The sequence below is a fragment of the Alicyclobacillus fastidiosus genome (assembly GCF_026651875.1).
GTDB lineage: Bacteria > Bacillota > Bacilli > Alicyclobacillales > Alicyclobacillaceae > Alicyclobacillus > Alicyclobacillus fastidiosus.
This window is the reverse complement of sequence record NZ_CP104067.1, coordinates 240709-265679: the sequence shown is the minus strand read 5'-3', so window position 1 is coordinate 265679 and position 24971 is coordinate 240709. Positions and strand designations below refer to the sequence as shown.

Annotated in this window: 18 protein-coding genes and 1 pseudogene; 5 read left to right on the top strand and 14 right to left on the bottom strand. The window is 55.9% G+C overall.

Translation table 11 applies throughout. The features are described 5' to 3' along the window. Window positions 1–116: 116 nt before the first annotated feature. The 6 genes and pseudogenes from NZD89_RS01145 to ggt all read right to left on the bottom strand — a co-directional run. A pseudogene (locus NZD89_RS01145) lies at window positions 117–275 on the bottom strand (GNAT family N-acetyltransferase); the annotation flags it as partial. Window positions 276–365: 90 nt separating this feature from the next. Next, a complete protein-coding gene (gene helD, locus NZD89_RS01140; RefSeq protein ID WP_326492904.1) occupies window positions 366–2717 on the bottom strand; it encodes an RNA polymerase recycling motor HelD in 2352 nt (783 codons plus the stop codon). A 380-nt stretch (window positions 2718–3097) separates the two neighbouring features. Continuing rightward, a complete protein-coding gene (locus NZD89_RS01135; protein ID WP_268006046.1) occupies window positions 3098–3289 on the bottom strand; it encodes a hypothetical protein in 192 nt (63 codons plus the stop codon). 234 nt (window positions 3290–3523) lie between these two features. Beyond that, on the bottom strand, window positions 3524–5557 hold the full coding sequence (locus tag NZD89_RS01130) for a YhgE/Pip family protein (protein WP_268006045.1): 2034 nt from the start codon (window positions 5555–5557) through the stop codon (window positions 3524–3526). Between the two features lie 30 nt (window positions 5558–5587). Beyond that, the gene (locus tag NZD89_RS01125) at window positions 5588–6175 is read right to left on the bottom strand and encodes a TetR/AcrR family transcriptional regulator (RefSeq protein WP_268006044.1); all 588 of its coding nucleotides are present in this window, start codon (window positions 6173–6175) and stop codon (window positions 5588–5590) included. Window positions 6176–6340: 165 nt separating this feature from the next. Beyond that, window positions 6341–7948, bottom strand: a complete 1608-nt coding sequence (gene ggt / locus NZD89_RS01120) for a gamma-glutamyltransferase (RefSeq protein WP_268006043.1) — start codon at window positions 7946–7948, stop codon at window positions 6341–6343. A gap of 122 nt (window positions 7949–8070) precedes the next feature. On the opposite strand from ggt, the gene NZD89_RS01115 reads away from it, so the two are divergent. After that, window positions 8071–8376 carry a hypothetical protein gene (locus NZD89_RS01115; RefSeq protein ID WP_268006042.1) on the top strand — a complete coding sequence of 102 codons (306 nt, stop codon included), beginning with the start codon at window positions 8071–8073 and terminating at the stop codon, window positions 8374–8376. 154 nt (window positions 8377–8530) lie between these two features. Here NZD89_RS01115 and abc-f read toward each other — a convergent pair whose 3' ends face one another. From abc-f to NZD89_RS01090, 5 genes are all read right to left on the bottom strand, one after another. Continuing rightward, entirely contained in the window at window positions 8531–10372 is a 1842-nt protein-coding gene (gene abc-f, locus NZD89_RS01110; protein ID WP_268006041.1) for a ribosomal protection-like ABC-F family protein, read from the bottom strand. Window positions 10373–10792: 420 nt separating this feature from the next. Next, window positions 10793–12034: an aminopeptidase gene (locus NZD89_RS01105; protein WP_268006040.1), complete on the bottom strand. Its 1242-nt coding sequence runs from the start codon at window positions 12032–12034 to the stop codon at window positions 10793–10795. 374 nt (window positions 12035–12408) lie between these two features. Next, window positions 12409–13611: a sugar ABC transporter permease gene (locus NZD89_RS01100; RefSeq protein ID WP_268006039.1), complete on the bottom strand. Its 1203-nt coding sequence runs from the start codon at window positions 13609–13611 to the stop codon at window positions 12409–12411. Then, complete coding sequence (locus tag NZD89_RS01095; protein WP_268006038.1) at window positions 13608–14387, bottom strand: ATP-binding cassette domain-containing protein; 780 nt, start codon at window positions 14385–14387, stop codon at window positions 13608–13610. The genes NZD89_RS01100 and NZD89_RS01095 overlap by 4 nt, the downstream gene beginning before the upstream one ends. A gap of 122 nt (window positions 14388–14509) precedes the next feature. Beyond that, a complete protein-coding gene (locus NZD89_RS01090; protein ID WP_268006037.1) occupies window positions 14510–15601 on the bottom strand; it encodes a sugar ABC transporter substrate-binding protein in 1092 nt (363 codons plus the stop codon). Window positions 15602–15838: 237 nt separating this feature from the next. Here NZD89_RS01090 and NZD89_RS01085 point away from each other — a divergent pair, with 237 nt between their 5' ends. Continuing rightward, complete coding sequence (locus tag NZD89_RS01085; RefSeq protein WP_268006036.1) at window positions 15839–17023, top strand: ROK family protein; 1185 nt, start codon at window positions 15839–15841, stop codon at window positions 17021–17023. Window positions 17024–17180: 157 nt separating this feature from the next. Here the strand turns inward: NZD89_RS01085 and NZD89_RS01080 are convergent, their stop codons facing one another. Then, window positions 17181–18611, bottom strand: a complete 1431-nt coding sequence (locus NZD89_RS01080) for an NAD(P)/FAD-dependent oxidoreductase (protein ID WP_268006035.1) — start codon at window positions 18609–18611, stop codon at window positions 17181–17183. Window positions 18612–18821: 210 nt separating this feature from the next. On the opposite strand from NZD89_RS01080, the gene NZD89_RS01075 reads away from it, so the two are divergent. After that, window positions 18822–19181 (top strand): DUF4406 domain-containing protein, encoded by a 360-nt coding sequence (locus tag NZD89_RS01075; protein ID WP_268006034.1) that lies wholly within the window; start codon window positions 18822–18824, stop codon window positions 19179–19181. 305 nt (window positions 19182–19486) lie between these two features. Here NZD89_RS01075 and NZD89_RS01070 read toward each other — a convergent pair whose 3' ends face one another. Together NZD89_RS01070 and NZD89_RS01065 are read right to left on the bottom strand one after the other, a co-directional pair. Further along, window positions 19487–20068: a thymidine kinase gene (locus tag NZD89_RS01070; RefSeq protein WP_268006033.1), complete on the bottom strand. Its 582-nt coding sequence runs from the start codon at window positions 20066–20068 to the stop codon at window positions 19487–19489. Window positions 20069–20415: 347 nt separating this feature from the next. After that, on the bottom strand, window positions 20416–21777 hold the full coding sequence (locus NZD89_RS01065) for a C1 family peptidase (protein WP_268006032.1): 1362 nt from the start codon (window positions 21775–21777) through the stop codon (window positions 20416–20418). A gap of 235 nt (window positions 21778–22012) precedes the next feature. Here NZD89_RS01065 and NZD89_RS01060 point away from each other — a divergent pair, with 235 nt between their 5' ends. After that, a complete protein-coding gene (locus NZD89_RS01060; RefSeq protein ID WP_268006031.1) occupies window positions 22013–23560 on the top strand; it encodes a S53 family peptidase in 1548 nt (515 codons plus the stop codon). A 136-nt stretch (window positions 23561–23696) separates the two neighbouring features. Beyond that, a complete protein-coding gene (locus tag NZD89_RS01055; protein ID WP_268006030.1) occupies window positions 23697–24830 on the top strand; it encodes a transglutaminase domain-containing protein in 1134 nt (377 codons plus the stop codon). Window positions 24831–24971 lie beyond the last annotated feature (141 nt).

Genomic DNA, 24971 nt, shown 5'->3' with positions numbered 1-24971 from the left:
AGACGAAGAAAACACAAACAGGAGCACAGCCGTATGACGCGCGGTATGCCCCTGTTTGCGTGGTTTGGTCACACTGCTGGATGTTCCTTGTTGCGCTCTGTATGCGCGGGCGTTTCCTAGGATATGAGGTACGATTCCAACCGTTTCTTCACGCTCGGCCACTCGTCGTCGACAATGCTGAAATAGACGGAATCTCGAATAAAGCCATTCGGTAGAACGCGGTGTTTTCTCAGTACGCCTTCGCGGACGCCTCCGATGCGTTCAGTGGCGCGCTGGTGATGCTTTGCCATCGGCTCCAGTCGTACAATGCGCCCTTCCAGTACAACCTCATCCACCTAGTGTCCCACCCTTTCCTTCGTTTCCGCTCAGTTTACCTCATGAACGGCATAGGTGTCGGCCTGTTGTGATGTAATAAACCGACTCGGGCGACCTGGCGCGACGATGCGCAACTCGTGCATGGCGCGCGTGCACGCGGTGTAAAACAGTTGGCGCTCGAGTTCGCGGTGATACACCTCGTCAGATCCGTCGTAGATGACAACCGCGTCAAACTCCACACCTTTCGCCAAGTATGCGGGAATGATGACGATCCCCTGCACAAACGTGGCGGTTTCCTTGCTGATGAGATGGGCGGACAACGCGTCTGCGATTTGGTCGTACACAAGTTTGCTTTCGCGAGCGGTTTTGCAAATGACTGCAATCGACGAATAGCCACTCGCCTCTAACGACTTTACTTCTTCTAATACTCGCTCATCGTGCTTAGTGCGTCCCGCCAGGACCACTACGCTCGGCTTTTTGCCCTTGCGCTCGAATGGGATGATATCTTCGCCGCCCGCTATCATCCCGCGCGTAAAGCGGACAATTTCCGCGGTTGAGCGATAGCTTCGCCGCAACTTCACCAACTGCGTGCGTTCTTCGCCATATAGCGTCTCCAGCCCTCGCGCGTTGCCAAGTCCTGCCGCGTGTGCAAACACGGACTGGTTCAGGTCGCCAAGCGCAGTCATCCGACTGCGGGGAAATAACCGCCGCAAAACCTCTAGCTGCAACAAGGAGTAATCCTGTGCCTCGTCGACGATCAGATGCTTCACCGCCGTGTTGATAGCCATCCCCTGAATCAGTTCCTTCAAATAGAGAAACGGCGTCGCGTCCTCATAGGCGAGCTTTCGTTCGTCCAAGCGCTGGACCGTCTGCTGGCAGATCCCACGCCAACAAGATGGCGTTTCAATCTGCTCAAACACGTTTGCGAACAGGGCTTCGTTTGAGAAAAACTGGCGGTAGATACCGCGCACATCGACAAACGCCAACCGTTTGACCGCGCGCTTCACCTTTGCCATTCGACGATTGACCACCATGCGCGACAGGATCTCTCGCTCCTTGTCGAAGTCGTTAAACGACGCGTCGGTGCCACCCTTCATGCGGCGAACCTGATTGTAGGCCCGCTGGTAATCTTCGTGATCCAACAGCTCCACTTCGTCCTCGACCCAATGCTCGTGTAGCTCTTCCTCGATAAATGCATCGACTTGTTCAAGGACCCACTTTCGCAGGTGCTCCATGCGCAAGTGCATTCTCAAGGACGGTTCGCAGGCGTAGAACCGCTCGCGGATCTCCTGTCTGGAGACGACCACCTTGTCGCGAAACCGCACGGATTTGAACAGCATGTGATCGGTCAAGAGAAGGTCTGCATAGCGGCGCAGCGCATCGGAAAATGTGAGCGTCGACTTGAAGCGGATTCCCTCGAGCCGCGTCTCATACGACGGCGTCACCTGTTCGGTCAACAGGTATTCCAAGTGCTCGAACGGATCTTCCAATTCGAAGGTCCGGCCCAACCTGTGCTGCAAATAATCCTGAAAAGTCGTTTGCTGCATGTTCTCCTCGCCAAGCTCCGGCAGCACTGTCGAGACATAGCTGTTAAACATCGGATTGGGTGAAAACAGGACCATTTGACCTGCCTCAAGCGATCCACGGTGCTTGTATAAGAGGTAGGCGACGCGCTGTAAGGCCGCAGACGTCTTGCCACTTCCAGCCGCGCCTTGCACGATGAGCATACTCGACGTGTCGTTGCGAATGATTTCGTTCTGTTCCCGCTGAATCGTGGCGACGATGCTCTTCATCTGCGTATCGGCGTGGCGCCCAAGCGCCTGCATAAGCAACTCGTCTCCAATTGTGACGGCCGCATCGAACATCACTTCAATCGTTCCATTTCGAATCACATACTGTCGCTTGCCCGTCATCTCGCCGTAAATCTCGCCCGCAGGCGCTTCAAAGGAGACCGGCCCAGGGATGTGATCATAGTAGAGGCTGGATATCGGGGCCCGCCAATCGTAGACGAGGAACTCATCCGTTTCCTCGTCGCGGAACGAACCGATTCCGATATAGATTCGTTCCGACTCCTTCGCCCCTTGCTCCACGAAGTCGATTCGCCCGAAAAACGGTGAACTCATCAGCCGCACGAAGGTCTTCAACGCACCCTGTGCGTTCGTGTATCGGCGTTCTCGTTCCGAGAGGAGTTCCGCCTGTTGGCGGATTGCGAAATGCGTCTCCGTGATATCGTCGACATTTCCCAGGTTGACGGTGACATCGTCCCAAAAGTTGCGTCGAATCTGAACAACCTCTTCCTTGACGCCACCTAACTCCGCTTGTAAGCTGTCGACGCGTTCGTGGATACGCCTTGTCACGTGATCGACGTATTGCTGTTCTTCTCGCCATTCTTCACTTGCCACGCTCGAAATCGCCTCACATTCCATCTCCGTCGACCCCGCGACCAACGCGTGTCGCAGTGTTACCCTCACCAATGTCAAAAGGGGTCTTGACACCAAAACCATTTCGTGCTAAGTTATTATTGGATAATAATAAATAGTATTCGTTGACCTCCTGCATACCCTCTACGATACCACATCATCCCTCATATCTTCAATCTATACCGTCGTTGTTTTCATCGCTGGATGCGTCATTGTCGAGCTTCGTATACGCGGATGTGCGCTATCCCTTTGCATTCAAATCATGGGGCCGTATGAGTGCCAAGCTGTACCACCAGGGCGTTTAAGCCATTCGCACGGCGCCTACTCAGCCGTGGCGCGGCAACTGCCGCGCCACTGCACGATCAAAACTCTAACTCCGACCTCCGCCGCGCAATCCGCGGAGCAGGGGGTCGCATCTGGTGCACTGGACGATGCGCAAGCTCCGGGGACACTCCGCCATCCGTCTGCGAGCTCGATACCTGATCCATGACGGTGTCCAATTCACACGCCTCTCCATGCATCTGGTTCCCATCAGACGTCGGATCATTGCCCATGACATCGCCTCCTGCCAAATGTTGATCGCAAAGTTAGCGTGACCGCAGTCCAAGATCTGTATTCGCCAGGGCGTAAACTCCGCCGTCCCGCAGCCCCTTCTATCGCTTTGCCCCACTTGGACAAAACGCAGCTGTGCCAAACTTCGATTCCTGGCCTCGTCACGAAAAAACCCCGGCCAGATTCACAGCCGGGGATTTTTCGGATGGAACAGAAAGCAGACTGACGCCTTTGCATCAGGCTTCGACCGAATGCATGCCACTTGGCGCCTGCGGCTTTGCATCCTTCAATACGAAGTGGCCGCGGACGAGGAAGTAGACGAGCGTGAGCCCGACAAACACACCCCAGTAGACAAACAGATGCCAGATATCCGAGTGCATGAACGACACCTTACCACCGCCTACCAGGTAGCGGAATCCGTCGACGGTATACGTCATCGGCAGGTATCGACTTAAATGCTGGAAGAACGGCGGCGACAGAACCACAGGATACGTACCTGAACTGGAGGTCAGTTGCAGAATGAGCACGATGACCGAGAGAAAACGCCCCGGATTCGCCAGCGTCGTCACGAAGAACTGAATGATGGAGACGAACGTCAAACTCGTAAGTAGCGAGAATAGGACAAAGTGTGTCACATCGCCCACGTGTAAGCCGAGAGCGGAGAGCAAGATGGTGTCCGCAATCAGGGCTTGTGCCACCGCTACAGACCCGACCAAGAGGGTTTTCGACAGGAACCAGGCGAAGGACGACGACGGTTTTTCCGCGGGATCGCGGAAAGAAATAATAATCGACATCAACAGTGCGCCGACAAACAGACCGAGCGACAAGAAGTACGGCGCAAATCCTGTGCCATAGTTCGGGATGTCACCTGCTTGCGATTGGCTCAAGCCAACCGGGTTTGAGGTGGCAGAGACCACCTGCCCACTGTGAATGACGGGCATCTTCGCGGACGCACTACGCAGTTGACTAGCGAGTTGCGAGGACCCTGTGGCCACTTGTTTCGCACCGTCGGCATACTGGTTGACACCCGACATCAGGCTACCAGCGCCCGTCTGCAACTGCGACGCACCGCTCTCTAATTGCGCGAGCCCCGTGGCCACTTGACGACTGCCCTGGACCAGCGTCGGTTCTTGTTTCACAAGTGCCGCCGCGCCTGTAGCCGCCTGCTGTAACTTTGGCGCGAAGGCGCCTAGCCCCTGGTCGAGGGAATTGGTTCCACTCGACAGCGTCTTCGCACCGCTTGCCAAGGCGTCGCTGCCAGAAGAGACTTGCGATGTCCCGGCTGCCACCTGTTGACTGGCTTGAACCAGCGCCTGAAACAAGGGGTCGTTGGCGAGTTCCGGATGTGCCGCGAGGTATTGAGATAGCCCCTGTGCTAATCCCGCCGCGCCAGTTGCAGCCTGCTTAGCGCCTGCCGCTTCACTCGCGAGCCCGCTTTGAAGCTGCTTGGCAGCTTGGTTCACACTTGCTGCACCAGCACTCAGTTTCCCCGACGCCTCTGCAAGTTGGCCCAATCCAACACTCAGCTGCTGATTGCCCGCGTAGACGGACTGCGTACCGCTCTCCACCTGATTGGCACCTGCGGCCGCCTGTGCAATGCCTCCGGCCAACGTATCTGACCCCGTCGCCAAACGCTTCGCCCCACTCACGAGCTTAGGACTCGACTTGGACAGTGAATTTGCCCCAGTCGCCAAGGTTGTGGCACCACCGGACGCCTTTTGAAACCCAACCTCCAACTGTTTGATGCCAGTGACCAGATTCGTCGTATAGGTCTTCGTCAATTGCTGTGCTGTCTGCGCTTGGAGCTTCTCCATGGCGTTTTTGCCGATGATGCCTGCAATGTAATTGTGGCGGTCATTGGTCACGCTCTCGAGTTTCGGCTGAGGTGCGCCGACCGTGGTCGCGGCCTTTGCAGCATCCGACGAGAAGTCCTTCGGAATCGTTAACACCATAAAGTACTGGTTGTCTTCAAGCCCGGCCCGAGCCTTCTCAGCCGAGACGAAACTCCACTGAAAATCGTCGTTTTTTCGAAGTTGACTCTCCAGTTGCTGGCCCGCCTGAATCCGCTGCCCGGCGAACGTCGAGCCTGCATCCTCGTTCACCACGGCAACTGGGAGCCGATTCAAGTGACCGTACGGATCCCAGAACGCCCAGAGAAATATTCCCGCGTACAAAATTGGAATGAAGAAAATTGCGATGATTGGAATGAGCCGCTTCAAGCTCCCATAGTTGTATGAAAACTCTTTGCCGACAAATCGAAACAGGTTCATGGTCAACCTCCTCCCTCTGTCTATCGGTGTTTACGGTTGTCCTTGCGGACGCGCGCGGTTCAGCCCCTCTGCAAACACCACTTGGAAAATCTGCATCAGCTCCTCGTCCGACAGCGGTTCGTGTCCGCTTTCCCAATCGGCGATGATGGCCGTGTACGTGCGCAGCATAATAAACGCGACGAGTTCCGTGTTACATGGCTTCACGTCCCCGTGACTGACTCCCACCTCCAGATGATGCCGCAAATACTTGGTGACCGCCTGCTCCACGCGGGCCATCCCCTCGATCACCGCGACCGTTCCGAGTTGCTTCCCCTCTTGAGCAAGCTTGATGAGCAGTTCGTGTTGACCACGAAAACGCAAGACACTGCGCAGCGCCCGCTCGAGATTGTTGAAGAACGTGTCCGCCGGTGCGATGGACGCGTTGGCAACGGCTTCCATCTCCGCCACCAAGCGACTTAGAATGTGGTCTAATAAGGCCTCTTTGCTGGCGAAGAAGGTATATATCGTACCTTTTCCGACATTTGCGATACGAGCGACATTGTCCATCGTCGTGCCTTTGTATCCGAACTCACGAAACGAGTGTTCGGCCGCCTCGACGACTCTTTGTTGTAGGTCCAACTCCCCACCCCCTGTTGACCAAAATTCAAAAACGGTCATTTGGTCAACGTCGAGTATAGCCCCGGGCAAGCCCCAGTGTAAAGTGTGGACGGGCGCTTGTTTTCCCTGAAAAAAAAAGGGCCCTGGCGCCAGATTGCCAGGGCCCAAATCATGACAAGTCGACAGTTACCAAGCCGCGATGGCTCCGTCCGTCCGCGGTTCCGTTCCACCTACGAGATTCCCATCCTCTGTTCGCCAGATGATTTGCCCTCGTCCGAATCCGCCGGCATCACCCGCGATTTCAACCTCGTGCCCGCGCGCGCGCAAATCTTCAATGACGTCTGTTCCGTACGAATCCTCAATTGTCACGCGACGGTCTTGCATCCACTGCCAGCGAGGCGCATCCAATGCCGCCTGCGGGTTCATACCGAAGTCGATGGCGTTCATGATCACCTGTACGTGACCTTGCGGCTGCATAAATCCGCCCATCACGCCAAACGGGCCAATCGGCTGCCCGTCCTTGGTCAAGAAGCCTGGGATGATGGTGTGATAGGGGCGCTTGCCTGGAGCGAGCGCGTTCTTGTGGTTTGGATCCATGGAAAAGTTGTGACCCCGATTTTGCAGGGCGATACCCGTTCCCGGTACCACCACACCCGAGCCAAAGCCCATATAGTTACTCTGAATATAGGATACCATGTTCCCCTCGCCGTCAGCGGCGGCAAGGTAGACGGTCCCGCCCAGCACAGGTGCACCCGGATCCGGCAATAGCGCATTGTCGCCGATGCGGGCGCGCTGCTCTTGTGCGTGGGCATCGGATAACAACTCGTCGAGCGGAATATCGGCGTGCCGAGGATCTGCGATGTGACGCTTTCCGTCCTCAAACGCCAGTTTCAGAGCCTCCAGTTGCAGGTGCGTGCGTTCGCGGTCATCCATGTTCGAAAAGTCGTACCCTTTGAGGATGTTGAGTGCCATCAACGCGACGATGCCTTGGCCATTCGGCGGCAACTCCCAGACGTCATAGCCGCGGTAGTCGACGCGTACAGGGGTGACCCAGTCGGATGTGTGTGTGGCGAGGTCAGCTTTTGTAATCAGCCCCCCTGTTGCACGCGCAAACCGCTCGATCTCGTCCGCCAACTCACCCTCGTAAAACGCCTTGGCGCCGGACTCTCCAATTAGTTCCAACGTACGAGCGTGACCGGGACTGTAGAACGTCTCACCCGGTTTTGGGGCGCGTCCGTCAAATGTAAACGTCTTAAACCAGTGCTCGAATTCCTGCCCCTGCAATGCACTCGCAAAGCGATTCGCCGCAACCGCCCAGTACTTCGCCGCAATCGGCGAAACCGGGTGTCCGTCGCGGGCGAGGGAGATAGCGGGATGAAGTACTTGTCGCAACGACAATTTTCCAAATCGCTCAACTAGATCTGCCCATGCGGCCGGTGTCCCCGGGACAGTGACCGGCATCCAGCCGAATTTCGGCATTTCTTTGTGCCCGCGCCGCGAGAGTTCCTCCAGGCTGAGCCCAGCCGGAGCTACGCCGCTCCCGTTTAAGCCGTACATCTGACCTTTGTGCCAAACGATGGCAAACGAGTCGCTGCCAATGCCGTTTGACGTAGGCTCGACGACGGTCAGCGCCGCAGCCGTGGCAACCGCTGCGTCAATGGCGTTGCCGCCTTGCTGCAAGACTTGTAGGCCAGCGGCCGCTGCAAGGGGGTGGGACGTCGCGACCATGCCTTTGCGAGCGTAGACCGCGGTTCTTCTCGAAGGGTGGGGATAATGTAAGGCGTCGAAATTCATGTCGTTCCATCCTCTCTTGCTGTCTCTTTAGAAGACTGTCATCTCAGATAAATCAGAAACCTAACTAGACACAGTATACTTGGTTTTGATCTCGAAAGTTTTAGGAGTAGAATAAATTTATCATGGAAATTTCATCATTACGTCTGAGTATGTCTTCCCTCGCCTCGGACAAACATATGCTAGAAGGGTACACAGTATCTGTCGGAACCGTCAATGCCACTTCTCATCTCGTCAAGGGGGTAACGAAACCTATGCGGGTACCGGATTTGGACCAGATTGTTTCAATGGAAAAATTAGCGCTCGAGAAGTTGGAACAAGAGCACTCGACCGAGACCACGACCCACTGTCCGTTTTGTTGTGGAAACGTCCGCGTTTCCTATCATGAGTGGATCGGACTGACCTCGGTGTGCGAGAATGGGTGCTTTTAAGCGATTTCTTTGGTTCGTCGTAAACAAACGAATGGTCGTGCAACATTCGGTGCGACCGCCGCTTTGCACGGCCATCGACAACGTGCACCATTTTGTGTGACAATGCCGCCGTTCAGTACACGGCGGCATCGCCCGTGAATCCGCGACCTGTCTATCAAGAATCTCTACGCCTCAATTCTTCAATCTCCTGCTGTAGCGATCTGATCTGTTCCAGTACCTGCGTTTGAGCTGTCCCTTCGTCGTCCGTCGCGCCTTGCGACATGAGCTGAGTCACCCGAAGCTCGAGCTCGGCAATCCGGCGCTTCTTGTCTGGGTGCGCGCGCAACGGATCGTGAAGAGTTTGCAGGTAGACGTCATACCCACCATCAAACGTTTCGATACGCCCATCCTCCACATGCACCACCTGATTCGCCAGTTTTCTCACGAGATAGCGGTCGTGAGACACGAACACGAGCGCACCAGGGTAGTCGAGAAGGGCCGTCTCCACTTGTTCGCGCGTCTCCACATCGAGGTAATTCGTCGGCTCATCCAACACGAGCAGATTGGCGTCCGACAAGTACATCCGTACAAACGCCACACGACAGCGTTCCCCCATGCTAAGTTGACCGACGCGCTTATACACGTCGTTCCCGCGAAATAGGAATCCGGCCAAGATCGTCCGCGCGTACGACTGCGACATCCTGTTCTCTTGCAGGAGTGTATCCAATATCGAAAGGTCGGGATTGAGACTGGATACCTCCTGATCGAACAGCGCGACGCGAAGCGCCGGATGGCGATAAGCTTCGCCCGAAGTCGGTGCCAATTGGCCAGAAATCACCTTTAACAGCGTGCTCTTCCCAGACCCGTTTTTGCCGACCACCGCAATCCGGTCCCCCCGCCTAACTCGCAACGATGCACCCCTCAACACGTCGACACCCGGATATCCTACCGCAGCGTCCGTGATGGTAACGTACGTGCTCGCGTCGAATTGCCCTTCTCGAAAGCTCACCTGTGCCGTCGCCACGGGCGTCGGCCGCTGCGTCCGATCCGCCTCCAGCCTCGAGAGTGCCCGCTCCTTGGCCTGAAAGCGAGTGGCGTTCTTCGTTGCGCGCTTCTTGAGATACGGATTGCGCTCCCCTGCAGAAGCGTGTGCCTTATCGAACCACTGCCGATAACGACGAATGGCTTCAATTAGCTCCGCACGAGCCTTTTCCTCCTTCTCAAACGCCGCCTGTTGCGTTTCGCGCTCCAATCTCCGCAAAGCCTCCATCTTGGTGTACCCGCCGACGAAACGCCGTGCCCCGCGCGCCGTCAACTCAATGGTGGTGTCCGCTACCCGGTCGATAAAGTGACGGTCGTGCGTCACCATGATCACACTTGCACGAATGGTGCGAACCCAGTGTTCCAGCCACGCCATCGTGTCTTCATCCAAGTGGTTGGTTGGTTCGTCCAAGAGCAATACGCTCGGCCGTTTCAACATGATGCGCGCGAGTTGCAGACGCGTCTTTTGCCCCCCGCTCAGCGAGCGAAACGCCTGCCCCCACAATTGTTGCGAAAGGCCAAATTGCTCAAGTGTCCGTTCTACCTCGGCCTCCCATTCGTACCCGTCCCGCGCGAGATAGTCTTCCAACACGGCCGAATACGCTGACGTCAAATCGGACACCGACGCAGTTGACGTCGCACCCTCCGCGAGTTCTCGTTCCAGTGCCGCGCGCCGTGCTCGCAAGCGGTTCAGCTCCTCGTCCACAGACAGGGCATAATCCAGAACGGTAAGCGTGTCTGAGACGCAGTACGTCTGCTCCAAAAACCCCCACTCGGACATTGGTACAGTGCGCGTCACAAACCCGCTATCCAATGGAATAGCGCCCATTAGCGCCCGCAGCAGCGTCGTTTTGCCAACGCCGTTTCTGCCGAATAAGACGAGTTTCTCGCCAAAGTGCAACTCAAAACTGACATGTTGAAAAACCGGTTCCCCAGCCCACGACTTTGATGCATTTTCCACTCGAATCACGTGCACGCACATCGCCTCCGCACATAAAAAACGCAGGCTTCTGCCTGCGCTGCGGTGGGAAGTCGGGCGTATAGCAACAAGTTTACACGCAACAGCCGCATCGGCCGTACCCTGATGCCATGTATCCCCGTCACAAATGAAATGTGTATACCAATATCGACATATCGGCATACGTTTCCCGTCCGCTCGTTCGCAAAGGCAGAGCCTTTGGTAGCAATCGACTGTTTGCTCAAGCAAGACGGGTCAAAATCATCGGTGTGGGGATGCCTCCGTTCAATAGATGATAAGGTATATTATACAGAATTTTCAGTACCATTCAACAGGTTCGTGTATCCTCTCGTGCCAACAACCTTTCGCACAACGCAAAGCTCGGGCTCTGCGACATTCGTCGTCGCAGAGCCCGAGCTGTAAAAGAGCAAAGGCCTCTTAAACGGCCGTCGTCCATTTGCCGTCCCGCATAATCGAGACGGTTTCACCATTACGCGTGCGCGCATCGATGTTCATCTTGTCGGAACCAATCATGAAATCCACATGCATCAAACTGTCATTCAACCCGTGCGACTCCCAGTCGGCGTGCGTCAAGCTCTCACCGCCTTCGACGAGCGGATATGCGCGGCCGATGGCCAAGTGGCAGGAGGCATTTTCGTCGAACAACGTGTTATAGAAGAGTTGATTCATTTGTGCAATCGGCGAGTCGACTGGCACCAAAGCCACTTCGCCAAGATAGTGACTGCCTTCGTCCGCCTCGACAATTCTCTTCAAGGCGTCTTCGCCTTGATCCGCGGAAAATTCGACGATGCGGCCCTTCTCGAATTTGAGACGGATACCACGAATGGTCGTCCCATTGTGGTTGAGTGGCATCGTGCTGGTCACGACGCCGTTCACGCCATACTTGCTCGGTGAAGTAAAGACCTCTTCTGTCGGCATGTTTGCGACAAATGGGACGCCATCCAGCGCTGGCTTTTCTGCCGATGTCCAGAAGTGCTTCGCTGCCAGCTCAACGGTGAGGTCAGTCCCCGGTGCCTGGTAGTGCAAGCTCTGAATACCGAGCGAATTCAAATAGGCACTCCGTTTGCTCAAGTTGTCGATGTGGGCGCGCCAGTCGCTCACTGGGTCATCCCCTGTTGCGCGCGCGCAGAACAAGATATCCTTCCACAGGGCGTCGATGCGCTCGTTCTCAGGCAATTCCGGGTGAACCTTGTCGGCCCAAGCCTGCGTCGGTGCCGACGCGAGCGTCCACCGGTACTGATCTCCCGTTCGGCGGTTGTCGAAGTCGCGGAACGTGGAACTGATGGCGCGTTCGGCGGCGGTGACTCGGGCCGGATCGACCCCCTCGTAGAGGTCCGGATTCGACGCCGGAATCGCGATAAACGCGGCCCCTTCCTTAGCGAGGTGCTCCACCCACTCCAATTGCCACTTGGCGCGCGCCTCAAGGGTTTCCAAGGAACCACGCTCGACCGTTTCGCGGATCCACCACTCGTCGCCCCAATCGACCTGGACAAACTTCGCTCCGGCATCGTAAGCCACATCCACCAATTGACGGGCGAACTCCAGGTGTTCTGCGTAGACCTGACGTCGGCCAAATCCGACGACCAAGTTCTGTCCCGGTTGGAGGTTGACGCCAACTTTCACGGCCAACTCCGCGTACTTCCTCAATTGATCTGTCACGAGACGTTCATCTCCTCAACCATAAATGATCTATCACAAATCGACGATGTGATTCACATGTTCATATTATCAGAACAAATTGCGATGTAGACACCCATTTCACGCGAGGGGCCATGTCCACGAATGGCTGAACGTGCACTCGTCGCCCGGTCAAGGCGAGTGTTCATCCCGTGCTAACGGCCGTACCCAACATGCACATGTGCGTGTAGGTTGCCCTTGCCATCCGAGTTCTACCCGATTCCGGTAGTTCAAAGATGGGTCCCTGTCACGTGTCACGCTCGGTGTTCATATCGTCACCCACGCTGAAAAGAGCCGCCCATAGCCCATCTCGCGATAGACTTTGGGCGGCCCTCGATGCTACCTGTTTTACTTTCTTATCGCCCTGCTCGCGTTCGACGGCGGCGAGTAAACGTATCAATCGTAACGGCTAACAACAGGATGCCGCCTTCGACGATGTACTTCGTACTCGACGGGGCGCTTAAGAGGTCCATCCCGTTCTCCACGCTACCGATGACCAGTGCACCGGCCAAGGCGTTCCACATGCTACCGCGGCCGCCGAACAAGCTCGTGCCGCCGATGACGGCTGCGGCGATGGAATCCATCAGCAAGTTTCCGCCTCCCGAAGCCGGTGAGGCCGAACCTAGGCGAGAGGCGCCGATAATACCGCCGATGGCACCCATCAATCCAGCCAACGTGAAAATGCTGATCTTGATGGATCGCGTGTTGATGCCCGCGCGTCGAGCCGCCTCTTTATTGCCACCGAGCGCGTAGATGTGACGGCCGTACACCGTCGACTGCGTGACAAAAGCGAACAGCACGACGAAGACCAACAGGATAAAACCAGCCACGGGCAATCCGCGATACGTATTCAGGACGCCGACGACGATGGCCGAGACGACGACGAGAATCAGCGAACGAAACAAGGTCGCTCCCGTCGACTGCGCCGGCAAGTGACGTCTCTCGCGGTTCTTTTGCATCATGAACGTCCCGCCCGCGTAGAGCACGACGACGACAATCATCATCACCCATCCCAACCAGGGTGGGACGTAGGTGGAGGTTAGATTCAACAGCGTCTGGTTCGAAATCGGAACCGTCCCTGTGTTTCCGAGCATCCCCAGGAGAATGCCCTGGTAGCCGAGGGACCCGGCGAGCGTCACGATAAACGCCGGTACGCCGATGATGGTGACCCAGAATCCTTGAAACAGCCCAATCAGCCCGCCGCTCACGACGCTCGCGAGAATACAGACCCACGGGTTGACGCCAGCGACCGAGAGCAGCACGAGAACCGCCGCTGCAACGCCACTTACGGCGCCGATGGACAAGTCGATCTCACCAAGCAATAACACGAACGTCTCGCCGATGCCGAGCATTCCGATTTCGGCGATCTGCAGAATCAAGTTCGACAAGTTGCGGCCGGATAAAAAGTTTCCATTGACAGACTGAAACACTATCCAAATGACGATAAGTGCGATGATGACCGGAATGAGACCTAGATCGCCACTGGCAAAGCGGGCCCGAAACCCCGCGAACGGACCGGTGCCGCTGCTGCTGTGTTGCTGTTGTACGTTTGCACTCATCGCGCGGTGGATACCTCCTCAGCGGCGCCCGTGATGGCTGCCACAAGTTCCTCGCGGTTGGTCTCTGATTTCACAAAATTCGCCACGGTGCGACCGAGTCGGAGGACCACAATTCGGTCCGCCACCTGGAGCACGTCCGCCATGTTGTGCGAGATCACCAACACCCCTACACCCTTCTTTGCCAAACGCTCGATCAGTTCGAGGACCGCCTTGGTCTGAGCTACGCCAAGCGCGGCTGTCGGCTCGTCGAGCATCACCAATTTCGATCCCCACAGGACCGCCCGAGCGACCGCCACCATCTGTCTCTGTCCGCCAGAGAGGCCAGCGACAGGCGTGGTGAGCGCTGGAAGGTTGATGGACAGATCTCGAAGCACGGGCAATGCGCGCTCTTCCATGTCCGATTTGCGGAGCATCTTCGGAAGACCCGGGACGAGTGTGCGGCGCAACTCGCGCCCCAGGAACAAGTTGGAGACAATGTCGAGGTTGTCACACAGGGCCAGGTCTTGATAGACCGTCTGGATGCCCAGCCGCTCAGCGACGGCGGGGCTCGTGAGCGATACCGGCTGGCCGTCAAAGTAGATTTGTCCTTCGTCTGGTTGCTCGACGCCCGCAATCATTTTGATGGTCGTAGATTTACCCGCGCCGTTGTCGCCTACGAGGGCCACGACTTCACCCGGGTGAACGTCTAACGACACGCCTTGCAGGGCTTGGACCGCGCCAAAACGTTTACGTATATCCTGCACACTGAGAAGTGGTGAGCTTTGTGCGCTGTTCAAGCGGCACACCTCCTGCAAATGTAGTTCAGCTGTAGTTCAGCGAATCGCGCGATTCGACTTCGCGTCTAGGCGAGGGACGCAGGTGAAAAGAGCGCCCCTCGCCTATCGATATCGCCAGGCCCTTATTTCGGGTTATTGATTTTAGCCATCGTCGTGAAGCCGTCCTTGATCACCGTGTCCTGGATGTTGTCTTTCGTCACGACTACTGGCTGGAGTAGCACCGCTGGAATCGGAGTACCTGACCCGTTGTCCTGAGTGCCATTGACCAAGTCGGAGCTCGGCTTTTGGCCCTTCAGAATGTCCACGGCGAGTTGCGCCGCAACTTGCGCTTCCTTCGGAACCGCCTTGTAGACCGTCATCGACTGCGTGCCTAGCATGATGTCATGTAATCCATCGTCGGTCGCATCCTGACCTGTCACAGGCACCTTCCCCGCGAGGTGCTGAGCGGACAGCGCCTGGATGACGGAACCTGCCAGCCCGTCGTTCGCGGACAAGACCGCGTCGACGTGATTGTTCAGTTTTGTCAGTGCCTGCTCCATTTCGCGCAACCCGTTTTGTGGGTCCCAGTTCGGCGTGTACGTCTCATACCCGAGTTTCAACGTGCCGTTTTTGAAGAGCGGGTCTAACACGTCGTGCGCGCCCTTCGCAAAGGCCAGTGCGTTGTTGTCCGTCTGAGCGCCGTCGATCATGACCACCGTCCCGCCCTTTGGCGTATGGTCTGCAATGTATTGCCCTTGCAACTTGCCAACCTCTTCATTGTCAAAGGAGACGTAGTAGTCCACCGGCGCCTTCGAGATCATCCGGTCGTACGAGATGACCTTGACACCCGCTTTGTCGGCCTCCGTGACGATGGTTGCGGCAGCGGTGGAGTCGACTGGGTCAACCACAAGCACCTTTGCACCATTCGTAATGGCAGCTTCCGCCTGCTGCTGCTGCGTCGACGCGTCACCCTGTGCGTTCTCATAGTCGACTTTCGCGGACGGATCGAGCTTATTGACTTCCGCCGTAAAGTCTGGTTTATCTTGTGTCTCGTAACGGGCTGAAGACGTAGTATCCGGCAACAACAGCGCGATGGTACCGCTTCCATTGCTGGACGAAGAACCACCAGACGTGTCTGAACCAGACGACGATGTCGAGTTGCTGCCACATGCGGTCGCCAACGTCATAGCGATCGCCACTGCTGCACCTGCTGTAAGCACTTTTTTGATATTCATTTGTAATCCCCCTTGTGCAAACGTTTCCATCTTGAGCTCGTCAAAGCGGCCCTTTTGTGTCATCGTAGATGCAGTGAGTTAGTTTTTGTTGTTTTAAAAAACTAACTCGTCGTTTTTGTGCGCCAGAAAGGGCTTTCAAAGATTATTTTAGAATGCGCTTTCACGGCTTGGTTTGCATGTTAAACTATATACTAAGAATTAGCAATATCTCCTTGTTAAAAATATGAGGTGGATTGAGTGGCGAAGACCGTAGATGCCGCGACGATGCGGCAGATCAACAAAAAGTATGTAACGGAAATGATCTACAATCAGGGGCCGTTGTCCCGCATCGACATCTCGCAGGTGACCGGCCTCAATAAAGCGACCGTATCCTCGCTCGTCGATGAGTTGATCGCAGAGCAATTTGTGCAGGAGATAGGGCTCGGCACCTCAAGTGGCGGCCGTAAACCCGTCATGCTCAAAATCAACTCATCTGCTGGGTTCTGTATTGGGGTCGACGTGCAAATCACGCATATGAAGACCGTGCTCGCGGATTTGACGGGCGGCATCGTCTACAAGCGCATTCGGCCGATGGATGCCACGCACGGGCGGCTGTCGCAAGGTCAGTTGGAAGAGATGATTATCGAGGAGATAGATCGCGCCACACACCAAGCTCCCCCGAGCTGTCACGGGATTCTCGGGGCTGGCATCGCTTTGCCTGGCATCGTCAATTATCGCACGGGTTCCGCCTTTTACCTGCCGAATATCGAAATCGAAAACTGGGATGTCATCGGCGCCTTGTCGCAGTCCTTTTCGTTCCCCATCTTTATCGACAACGACGGCAACTGCGGAGCATGGTCCCTGTATCGAGAACGCCAGGAGCGAAACCTCGTCTTCGTCAACGTCGGCATCGGCATTGGCACCGGAATCGTGGTAAACGGACAACTGTACCGCGGATCGAACGGAATTGCCGGGGAGTTCGGCCACACTTCCATCGCCGCAATGGGCGTCGTCTGCGCCTGTGGGAGTTACGGGTGCTGGGAGCAATACGCCTCCGAACAGGCCCTGCTGCGCTATCTTCGCGAGTCGGAGGACGTTCCTGAGGCACTGGAACTCTCCCCTAATCTGGTATCTTTGGCCGTTGAGCAGGCGGCGACGCAAAGTGGTTACCAGCGCGCGTTTCGCACGCTCGGCCAGTACCTAGGCGTCGGCATCGCCAACATTATAAACGCTCTCAACCCAGGGCTTGTGGTCATCGGTGGAACGATAGCACAGGCAGCGTCGCTGTTTTTGCCAGAAGTGGAGTACGTCATTCACCATCGAGCCATGGCCACGAACAAACACGTCGCGCTCACCGTCGCGCACGAAGACGCGATTGTCGTCGGCGCCGCGCAGTTGCCCATTGCACATACCCTGCTTCAGAGCCCGCTGGCCGAAGTCTAAACACGCGAAGAACGGTGGGACGCGCCCAGGGTACAGGGCGCGGGATGGTGGTACCACGCGCAATTTCGCGTTTCCTGCTAAGGAATCCTCCATCCCGCCTGCCCTCGGGCACGCTGTCTTCGAACGGCGAAACCCTGCCGGTACGGTCAAATCAACATCATTGCGCCATCTGTGCGATGATGTTCCGCGCGGCGTACACACCGCTGCTCGCGGCTTGGGAGATGCCGCGAGAAATGCCTGGTCCGTCGCCCGCGCAGTACAAACCGCTCACCTTCGTCTGCAAGTCTCGTCCGACGTCGGCGCGCGACGCGTAAAACTTCGCTTCGACGCCGTAAAACAGCGTGTGGTCACTCGCGATACCCGGCGTCACGTGGTTCAGCGCCTCGATCATCTCCTGAAGGGCCACCATCGTCTTGTGCGGCAGGACTAGGCCGAGATCGCCAGGTACGGCCTCCTTCATCGTCGGTTCGATGAAACCTTCCTGAATTCTTTGCGGGGTGCTCCGGCGTCCTTTGAGGATATCGCCGTACTTCTGCACGATGATCGATCCGTTCGACAACTCGTTCGCCTGCCGGCAGATACTCTTCGCGAATTCGTTAGGCCTATCAAACGGTTCGGTGAACTTGTGACTCACGAGCAGAGCGAAGTTCGTGTTGTTCGTCCCGAGCTTCGGATCTTTGTAGGCGTGGCCGTTTGCCGCCATGACGCCGGTGTGGTTTTCAATGACGACGTGACCCGAAGGGTTACTGCAAAACGTCCGCACTTTGAGTCCCGTGGACGGGGAGTGGAAGATAAACTTGCCTTCGTACAAATGCTCGTTAATCTCCTGCATGACGACGTTCGACGTCTCGACGCGAACCCCGATATCCACCTGATTGTTGCTCATCTTTAACTTGTGCTTGCGAAACAATTCGGAAAGCCAGGTCGATCCATCCCGACCAGGGGCGACAATCACGTAATCGGCTGGAATGAGTTCGTTGCCGCGGACGCGAATGCCCTCAATTCTCCCGTCGACAATCTCTAAGTCTTCGACAAACGTGCGGAAGCGCAAATCGATGTGCTTTTCCAAGTAAGCGAAGATGTCGTTCATCAACGCCAAGTTCATGTCTGTGCCAATATGACGCACCCGAGCGCGCAACAACTTGAGCCCAGCCCCGATAGCACGGCGCTCAATGGCCGCGACCGCATCTGTCGTCGGGTCCGTGATGGTATCTGGTGCCCCGTGGCTCAAATTGATCTCGTCGACGTCTCGAATCAGTTGTAACACTTGCGAAGGCGGCAGATAGTCTGTGAGAAAGCCGCCAAATTCAGACGTAATATTGAATTTCCCATCGCTAAAACTGCCGGCCCCGCCTGCACCGTTAATCACGCCGCACGCAGGCCAACAACTCGCGTAGGTCTTTATTTTGTTCGCAGGAGGACACTTATCGATTTTGCCTTCCATGATGGGACAATGCCGATATTTTGCTTCGACGCCTTTGTCGACGAGGAGAACCTTCGCCTTCGGGGCCTTCCGAGTAAATTCGTAGGCTGCATACAACCCAGCAGGACCTGCGCCGATAATAATGACGTCGTACTTTTGTGTCATGTTCCTTCCTCCATATCACGCATCATCGGTAAGACCCGAACGTTTATTTCATTTTCGAATGTAATGTTCGGAATCAAACCTTTGCTATTATACCGACTTCACCACAATATGCAAGCGGAAACATCTGCAAAGGCCAATCCGGTGAAGCTTGACATGCGAACATACGTTCTTTAGATTGGAGCTAAACATCTCGTAACGGAGGGTATCACTTTGGTACATATATATTTATCCGGCCCGATGTCAGGCCATCCCGACTTCAATCGCCCTGCCTTTCACAATGCCGCTTACCTGCTCCGCGCGATTGGCTACACGGTGACCAACCCTGCCGAACAGGAGATCACAGGGGCGAGTTGGTCAGATTACATGCGGCATGACCTGGCCTTGATGATGAAGGCGGACTGTGTCGTGACATTGGAAGGGTGGCGCCAGTCGCGAGGGGCTTCACTGGAAGTGTACGTAGCGGAGCAAATCGGAATCCCAGTGTATGACTTGGCACACGTGTTAAGCGTGGAGAGCCATCCATCCACTCGACTGGATAGCAGGGTACAACAGTTATCTCTAAACCTTTAGATTGCTCATAAAATGGAAAGGCGGTCGATGAATTCATCGACCGCCGTAATAAACAGGTACTACGATAACGATACGTTGCCAGCCCTACCTCTCAGGCAACCATGCGGCTCCGAAGACCGCGCCTGTTGTGAATCAATATCTATTTAGAAACAACCGATTTTCCTCTATGTCAGGGTGAACATATTTCTTAACCAAATGGGTTTCCTACCTGTCAGCCATACATTATATCATATGTGCCGCGTTTTCGCAACCACAAGAAATCCGAGCAATAGATATCTGAGCGAAAGTACAGTCTGACTCGCCCGTTAAAACAGTCTCCCAACATCGGGGTGGAAATAATGGCGGCGACAGACCGACCGATACAAGTCGTTCCCGCCGACTTCAATCTGTTCACCGGCGTAGACTGGAACGCCATCCTTGATCTTTAGGATCATCGTGGCCTTCCGATTGCAATCCGGGTGGGCACAAATGGTCTTGATCTCCTCGATTTGATCCGCCCACAACACCGCCGCGCGACTTCCTTCAAAAAACTCATTTCGATAGTCCTTGAGTAAACCGTACATGATGGCTGGAATATTTAACTCATCCACCACTCTCGCGAGCTGTTGAATGTGATACGCCCGAAGGAACTGAACCTCGTCCACTAGGACGCAATCCGGATATGCCTCTTTTACTTGTTCAAAGAGATTCGTGTCGTCATCCACTTCAATCGCATCTTTTGCGATGCCTACCCGGGACGAAATCTGACCGCGTCCGAACCGAGCATCGATAGCGGGCGTGAACAAGGTGACCTTCTTCCCCTGCTCTTCATAATTATGTGCGACCGTCAGCAATTGAATTGACTTACTTGCGTTCATCTGTCCAAATCGATAGTACAACTTTGCCACGAAATCACCCTTTACAGGTCGTACGAAGCGCACCGAACGGCCTGTTCAATTCGCACCGATTGCTCATTGTGCTAGTAAATCTATTCTAGCACGTTCACCGCTGAGATCTGTTCCATTACCTGTACAAATACTTCCAGTGGCGTAGGGAACGTTCACCGATTCCCCGCTCCACCGTTCGATCGCCTGCAGGAGAGTGCCTGCCCGATTCTACACCACGGGCAGACGATGTCGTGAAATACGTCTATGTTCATTTGAAAAACGCCTCCTCGTCGCCCTAAGTATAGTGAAACTGCCGCGCTAGGACACGCCCGCGCGGCAGTGTGGTCTACATACGGCGTTACAACTGGTTAACGCATCATGGCGAGGGAACCCATTGGGTCCCACGGGCTCAACTCAATCGGTGTTTGCGCCAGCGCACTGAGGTTGGCCTCGCTCAAATGTTTTTTGTTGACCACAATCTGATACATGTAGTCGTCGAACCATGCGTCACTCATGACGAAAAATCCGTCCTTACCAGCGTCCTTGCCCCAACTGTTTTGCACCTTCCAGCGGTTTACTTTCCCGTCGATGACGTTCGCACCTGTAAAGACCATCGCGTGCGTCATCACGCTCTCCCCATAGTCCAAACGCTCTGCCTTCGTCATCGCAAACGACGTATCGAGCGCTCCCTCGTAGTCGAACAGACGCGCGTCCATAATCCCCGATTCACTGTCTGAGCGCTTTCCGACGTCGCAGCCAAACCACACCGATTCCCCGTCCTGAAGCTGCGCGAGGGCCAACCGCTTGACGGTGTCGATGTCGACGTTCAAGTACACGACGTCGTTCCCGCCCTCGACGTTGCCTAGATACTTTACGGTATAGGTCCTGTCGTACGGTTTATCCGAAGTAGGTGCATGAATAATGCTCACGTAATCTTTCAGGTCCACGCGAGCGTATTTTTCGAAGAAAGTCTGAGGTGTGAGCCCCGTGTCTCGATGAAACACATTGTCTTTATCGCGGTATTCAAAGTCAAACGTCGTGGGTGGCGTGCCGAGGAAGTAGCAGAGCAAGCGGTAAAACTCGCCGAGGAACAACTGCTTTTTGTCGCGCAAATCCGCGACCGAAGTACCCTGGCGATAGCAGGCGCGATAGTCGCTCGCCTCTTTGCGCAGCTTACTCGTCAACAGCCTGTTCATCACGGCGGACTTGCTGCTGTGGTAGCTCTCGGCCATCACGCACTGAGGGACGACACCGTATTTTTCCACAAGGTTGACAAACATGTCCCACTGACCGCCGTCTTGCAGAGGTGCCTGAAGCAACCACTGGACGATACGGCTATCGGTGTCCTCATCGAGGGTATCGAGGATGCGCTCCAAAAAGTAATTCGCTTTTTCGAACTTATCCCAAAACATTTGATAGGACTGTGAGAGTTCAAACGGTGCCATGTGCTTGCCGGTCGCGATATCCTGACGAATGGTATTTAACCCGGCAAACAGCCAACATCGGCCGCTCTGTTTCTGATTGGTCACTGGACCCGTGTCGATTTCTTCGGAAAACGTGTACTGCATCCGAGCCACTGCGTCCCTATCTGTAGCCACGCTCTGGATGCCGCTTTTCGTGACCGCGTTCATCCTCACCCTGTTGGCGGGAGAACTGTGGAAATCGGCTGCATATCGCTGAATTTGGGCGATGGAGATGGCTGTATTGCCGGTGCGGATTGGTGTCGCCATGCGCTCACACGCTCCCTGTCCGTCCGCGGACGCGCTGCCGCAAACATTATCAAAATATTCACTCCACGGACATTATAGCGCAGATTCCGCGTGGAGATGACGATTGGAACGTTTCGCAAAGCTGTGCATATGATGAATATTGTCTTCCGATCCAACGGACAGGACAGGCATTCCTGGAAGCGAATAACTTATTGGAACACACCTTGACTCCAGGCTGAAAGGAAGGGCTGTGCACATGAAACGGAAAATCCTATTCTCAACCGCGACAGAAGTCAATCAGGGACAAGGGTATTTTCCTCAGGACATTCGCCGATTGTACAACGTCCCGGAATACTTGACCGGCAGCGGACAAGCAATTGGCATTCTCGAGTTTTCCAACGGTTACAGCGAGAGCGACGCGCGGCAGTTCTGGGGTCTGCACGGCATTGCGGTGTCAAACGTGACCTTCGTCTCCGTCGACGGCACGCGCAACGACGGGGGAACCAGTCCGGACGACGAAGAGGCTTCACTCGATTTGCAATGGGCCGGGGCCATCGCCCCACAGGCGGAGTTGATCGTGTACGAAGCAAACGCCGGAGAGACGTTTGCGACGTTCGCCGAGGCGGTCATTGCAACGCTGCGATACGTGTTGAACGACACAACCTACCAGCCTTCCGTGCTGTCCATATCTTACGGAGACGCAGAGGCATCGTTTGACCAAGACTCGCTCCTGCAGATCTCCGAATTGCTCACTCAACTCGATCAAAAAGGCGTCACGGTCTGCATCTCGTCAGGGGACCAAGGTGCTTACGGCATGCACGATACGCGTGGCGTGCCTGAGCGCCATGCCGACGCACCTGCCTCCGTGCCGAGCGCAGTCGCCGTGGGCGGGACACATTTGAATCCGGACGGTTCGGAATCCGCCTGGACCTATTACGGCCCCCAAAATGGTGGTGCCACAGGCGGCGGTTTCAGTGACATCTTTCAAAAACCGAGTTACCAAACCTCGTTAAACGGGTCCGGCAGAGGGCTTCCAGACGTGTCACTGAACGCAGATCCGGCCACAGGCTATCAAATTATCTTCCAAGGGCAACCGGCCATCGTCGGCGGCACGTCTGTATCCTGCCCCGTATTCGCGGGTATCGTGGCCCTCCTCAACGAGCGGCGGGCACAACTCGGAAGGCCCCCCATTCAGAATCTCACCTCCCTGTTGTACACCTACGCCGCCACCCTGCCGTACCGGGACATCACCGTGGGCAACAACTCGTTCAACGGCGTAATCGGATATCAAGCGGTTCCCGGTTGGGACGCGTGCACCGGCTTTGGGTCAATCGACGCAGCGGCGTTTATCGAACAGTTGGCAGAGGTCGACGTCGCTGCGCCCGGGCCACAACCACAGAGCCCGCCCCCTGTCGGAAGTGGCCCAATTGTGTTGCCAAAGCCGAGATCGCAGTATCCAATCGTTCGCGTCCTGGCCACCATTCAAACGGTTGAAGCGGATGAAGATGTTCGCGGTGTCCACCATCATCGCCTCCTGCTGCGCGACGTCCACGTCCTCGCCATCCGCGGTGCAGATCCGAGCATCGTGAAAGGTTATGCGTTCGTCGCCATTCGGTACGGGGACGACGAGGGATTACAAGGTCCGATTCCGGGCCTACAGGCAGGGCACTCCATCGAGTTACAAGGCGAGTACATTCCACAAAATGACACCTACCCGAGTGTTGGGAATCCTGGTGACCCGGTGATTCACTTCGTCCATCACCCAATCGGGTTCGTGGTGTATGAAGGCCGCACCTACGAATGATGGTTGTCCTTACCACGGAAGCGTCGCCCAGTGGCGACGCTTTTTTGCTGTGCTAGACTGTGCTTATACGTGTTCAAAGGCACGGGTGTCTCGCCACCGTGCGACCCGTTCACATCAACGAGGAGTGTGCGCAATTATGACCTACAACTGGGTCACCATCATACTCGTGGCCATTGTCGTCGGCTCTGTTCTCGCGGGCGCGAGCCGTGGCTTTGGGCGCGAAAGTCGGTTCGTCATTTGGCAAGTCATCTCCATCGCCACGGGCGTCGTCGCCATCGCTGCCGGTTGGTGGCTGAGCCATGCCATCAGCCAGTATGTCCTGAAGCAGTCGGTTGCGAACTCACCAAAGTGGCTCGCCCAAGTCCTGATTGCTTGGCAAGAGCATCCGAGCGTCGGAAAGTGGGTTGCGTTTGGCGTTTGTTACCTCGTCCTGGCCGGGATTTTTCGAAATATCGTCTCGTTGTTCGTTCAACTGGTCCCCAGTTGGATGCCGCGTCCGCTCCAGGAGAGCCGCCTGCTCGGCGGAATTGTCGGCGGGCTGATGGGCGTCGTCCGGTCGGCCGTCATCGGCGCCCTCGTCTTCATCGCCCTGCAGTACCTCTCCATACCGCCGTTGGCGAAACAAGCGGCCGCATCCACGCCATACAAAACACTCAGTAAGCAGATTTACGAACCCTGGCTCAAGCCGCTCGTGGCAAAGGCCCTGCCGGTCCTGTCCCAAGGCGCGTTGCAGCCGCTCGCGAAGAACATCAGCATGTTTGCGGTGCCGACGGGACCCAGTGGAGAGGAAACCGGCGTACTCTTGGTTCCCAAGCAAATTTCCAGCTTGGCACTGCAATTGACCAAGGGCATGACGGATCCGAAACAGAAGGCTAAAGCGCTCTACGAGTGGGAAATTCACCACGTGACGTACGATTGGAAAAAGTACGACGACTATGTCTACCACGGCAAATGGGATCAGCAGTCGCCCTTGCAGACGCTCGAGACGGGTAAAGGGGTGTGCGCGGACTACGCCCTACTCTACGCAGATTTGGCACATGCGGCGGGTCTCAAAGTCCAAATCGACGAAGGCGTCGCTGGGACCGGCGGAGACTACGGGAGTCACGCTTGGAACGAGGTATATCTCCCAAATGTTGGACAGTGGATCACCGTGGATACGACGTGGGGATCGGCACAGGACGAATGGTTTGACGTGCCGATGTCGACGTTTGACCAGACGCACGAACAACAGACGGCCATCGTCATCGACCCGACCACGCAGTCCAACTAGAGAGGATACGGTAGATGAGCGCTGCGCTGCTGCAACACGTCGATTCGATATCCGGCCTGACGGCGCTCGTGTGTAACGGAGAGGAGGCCAGCGCGCTGACCCAAATCCCCGATGTTGGCCCTGACAATGGCGAAGCTGTAG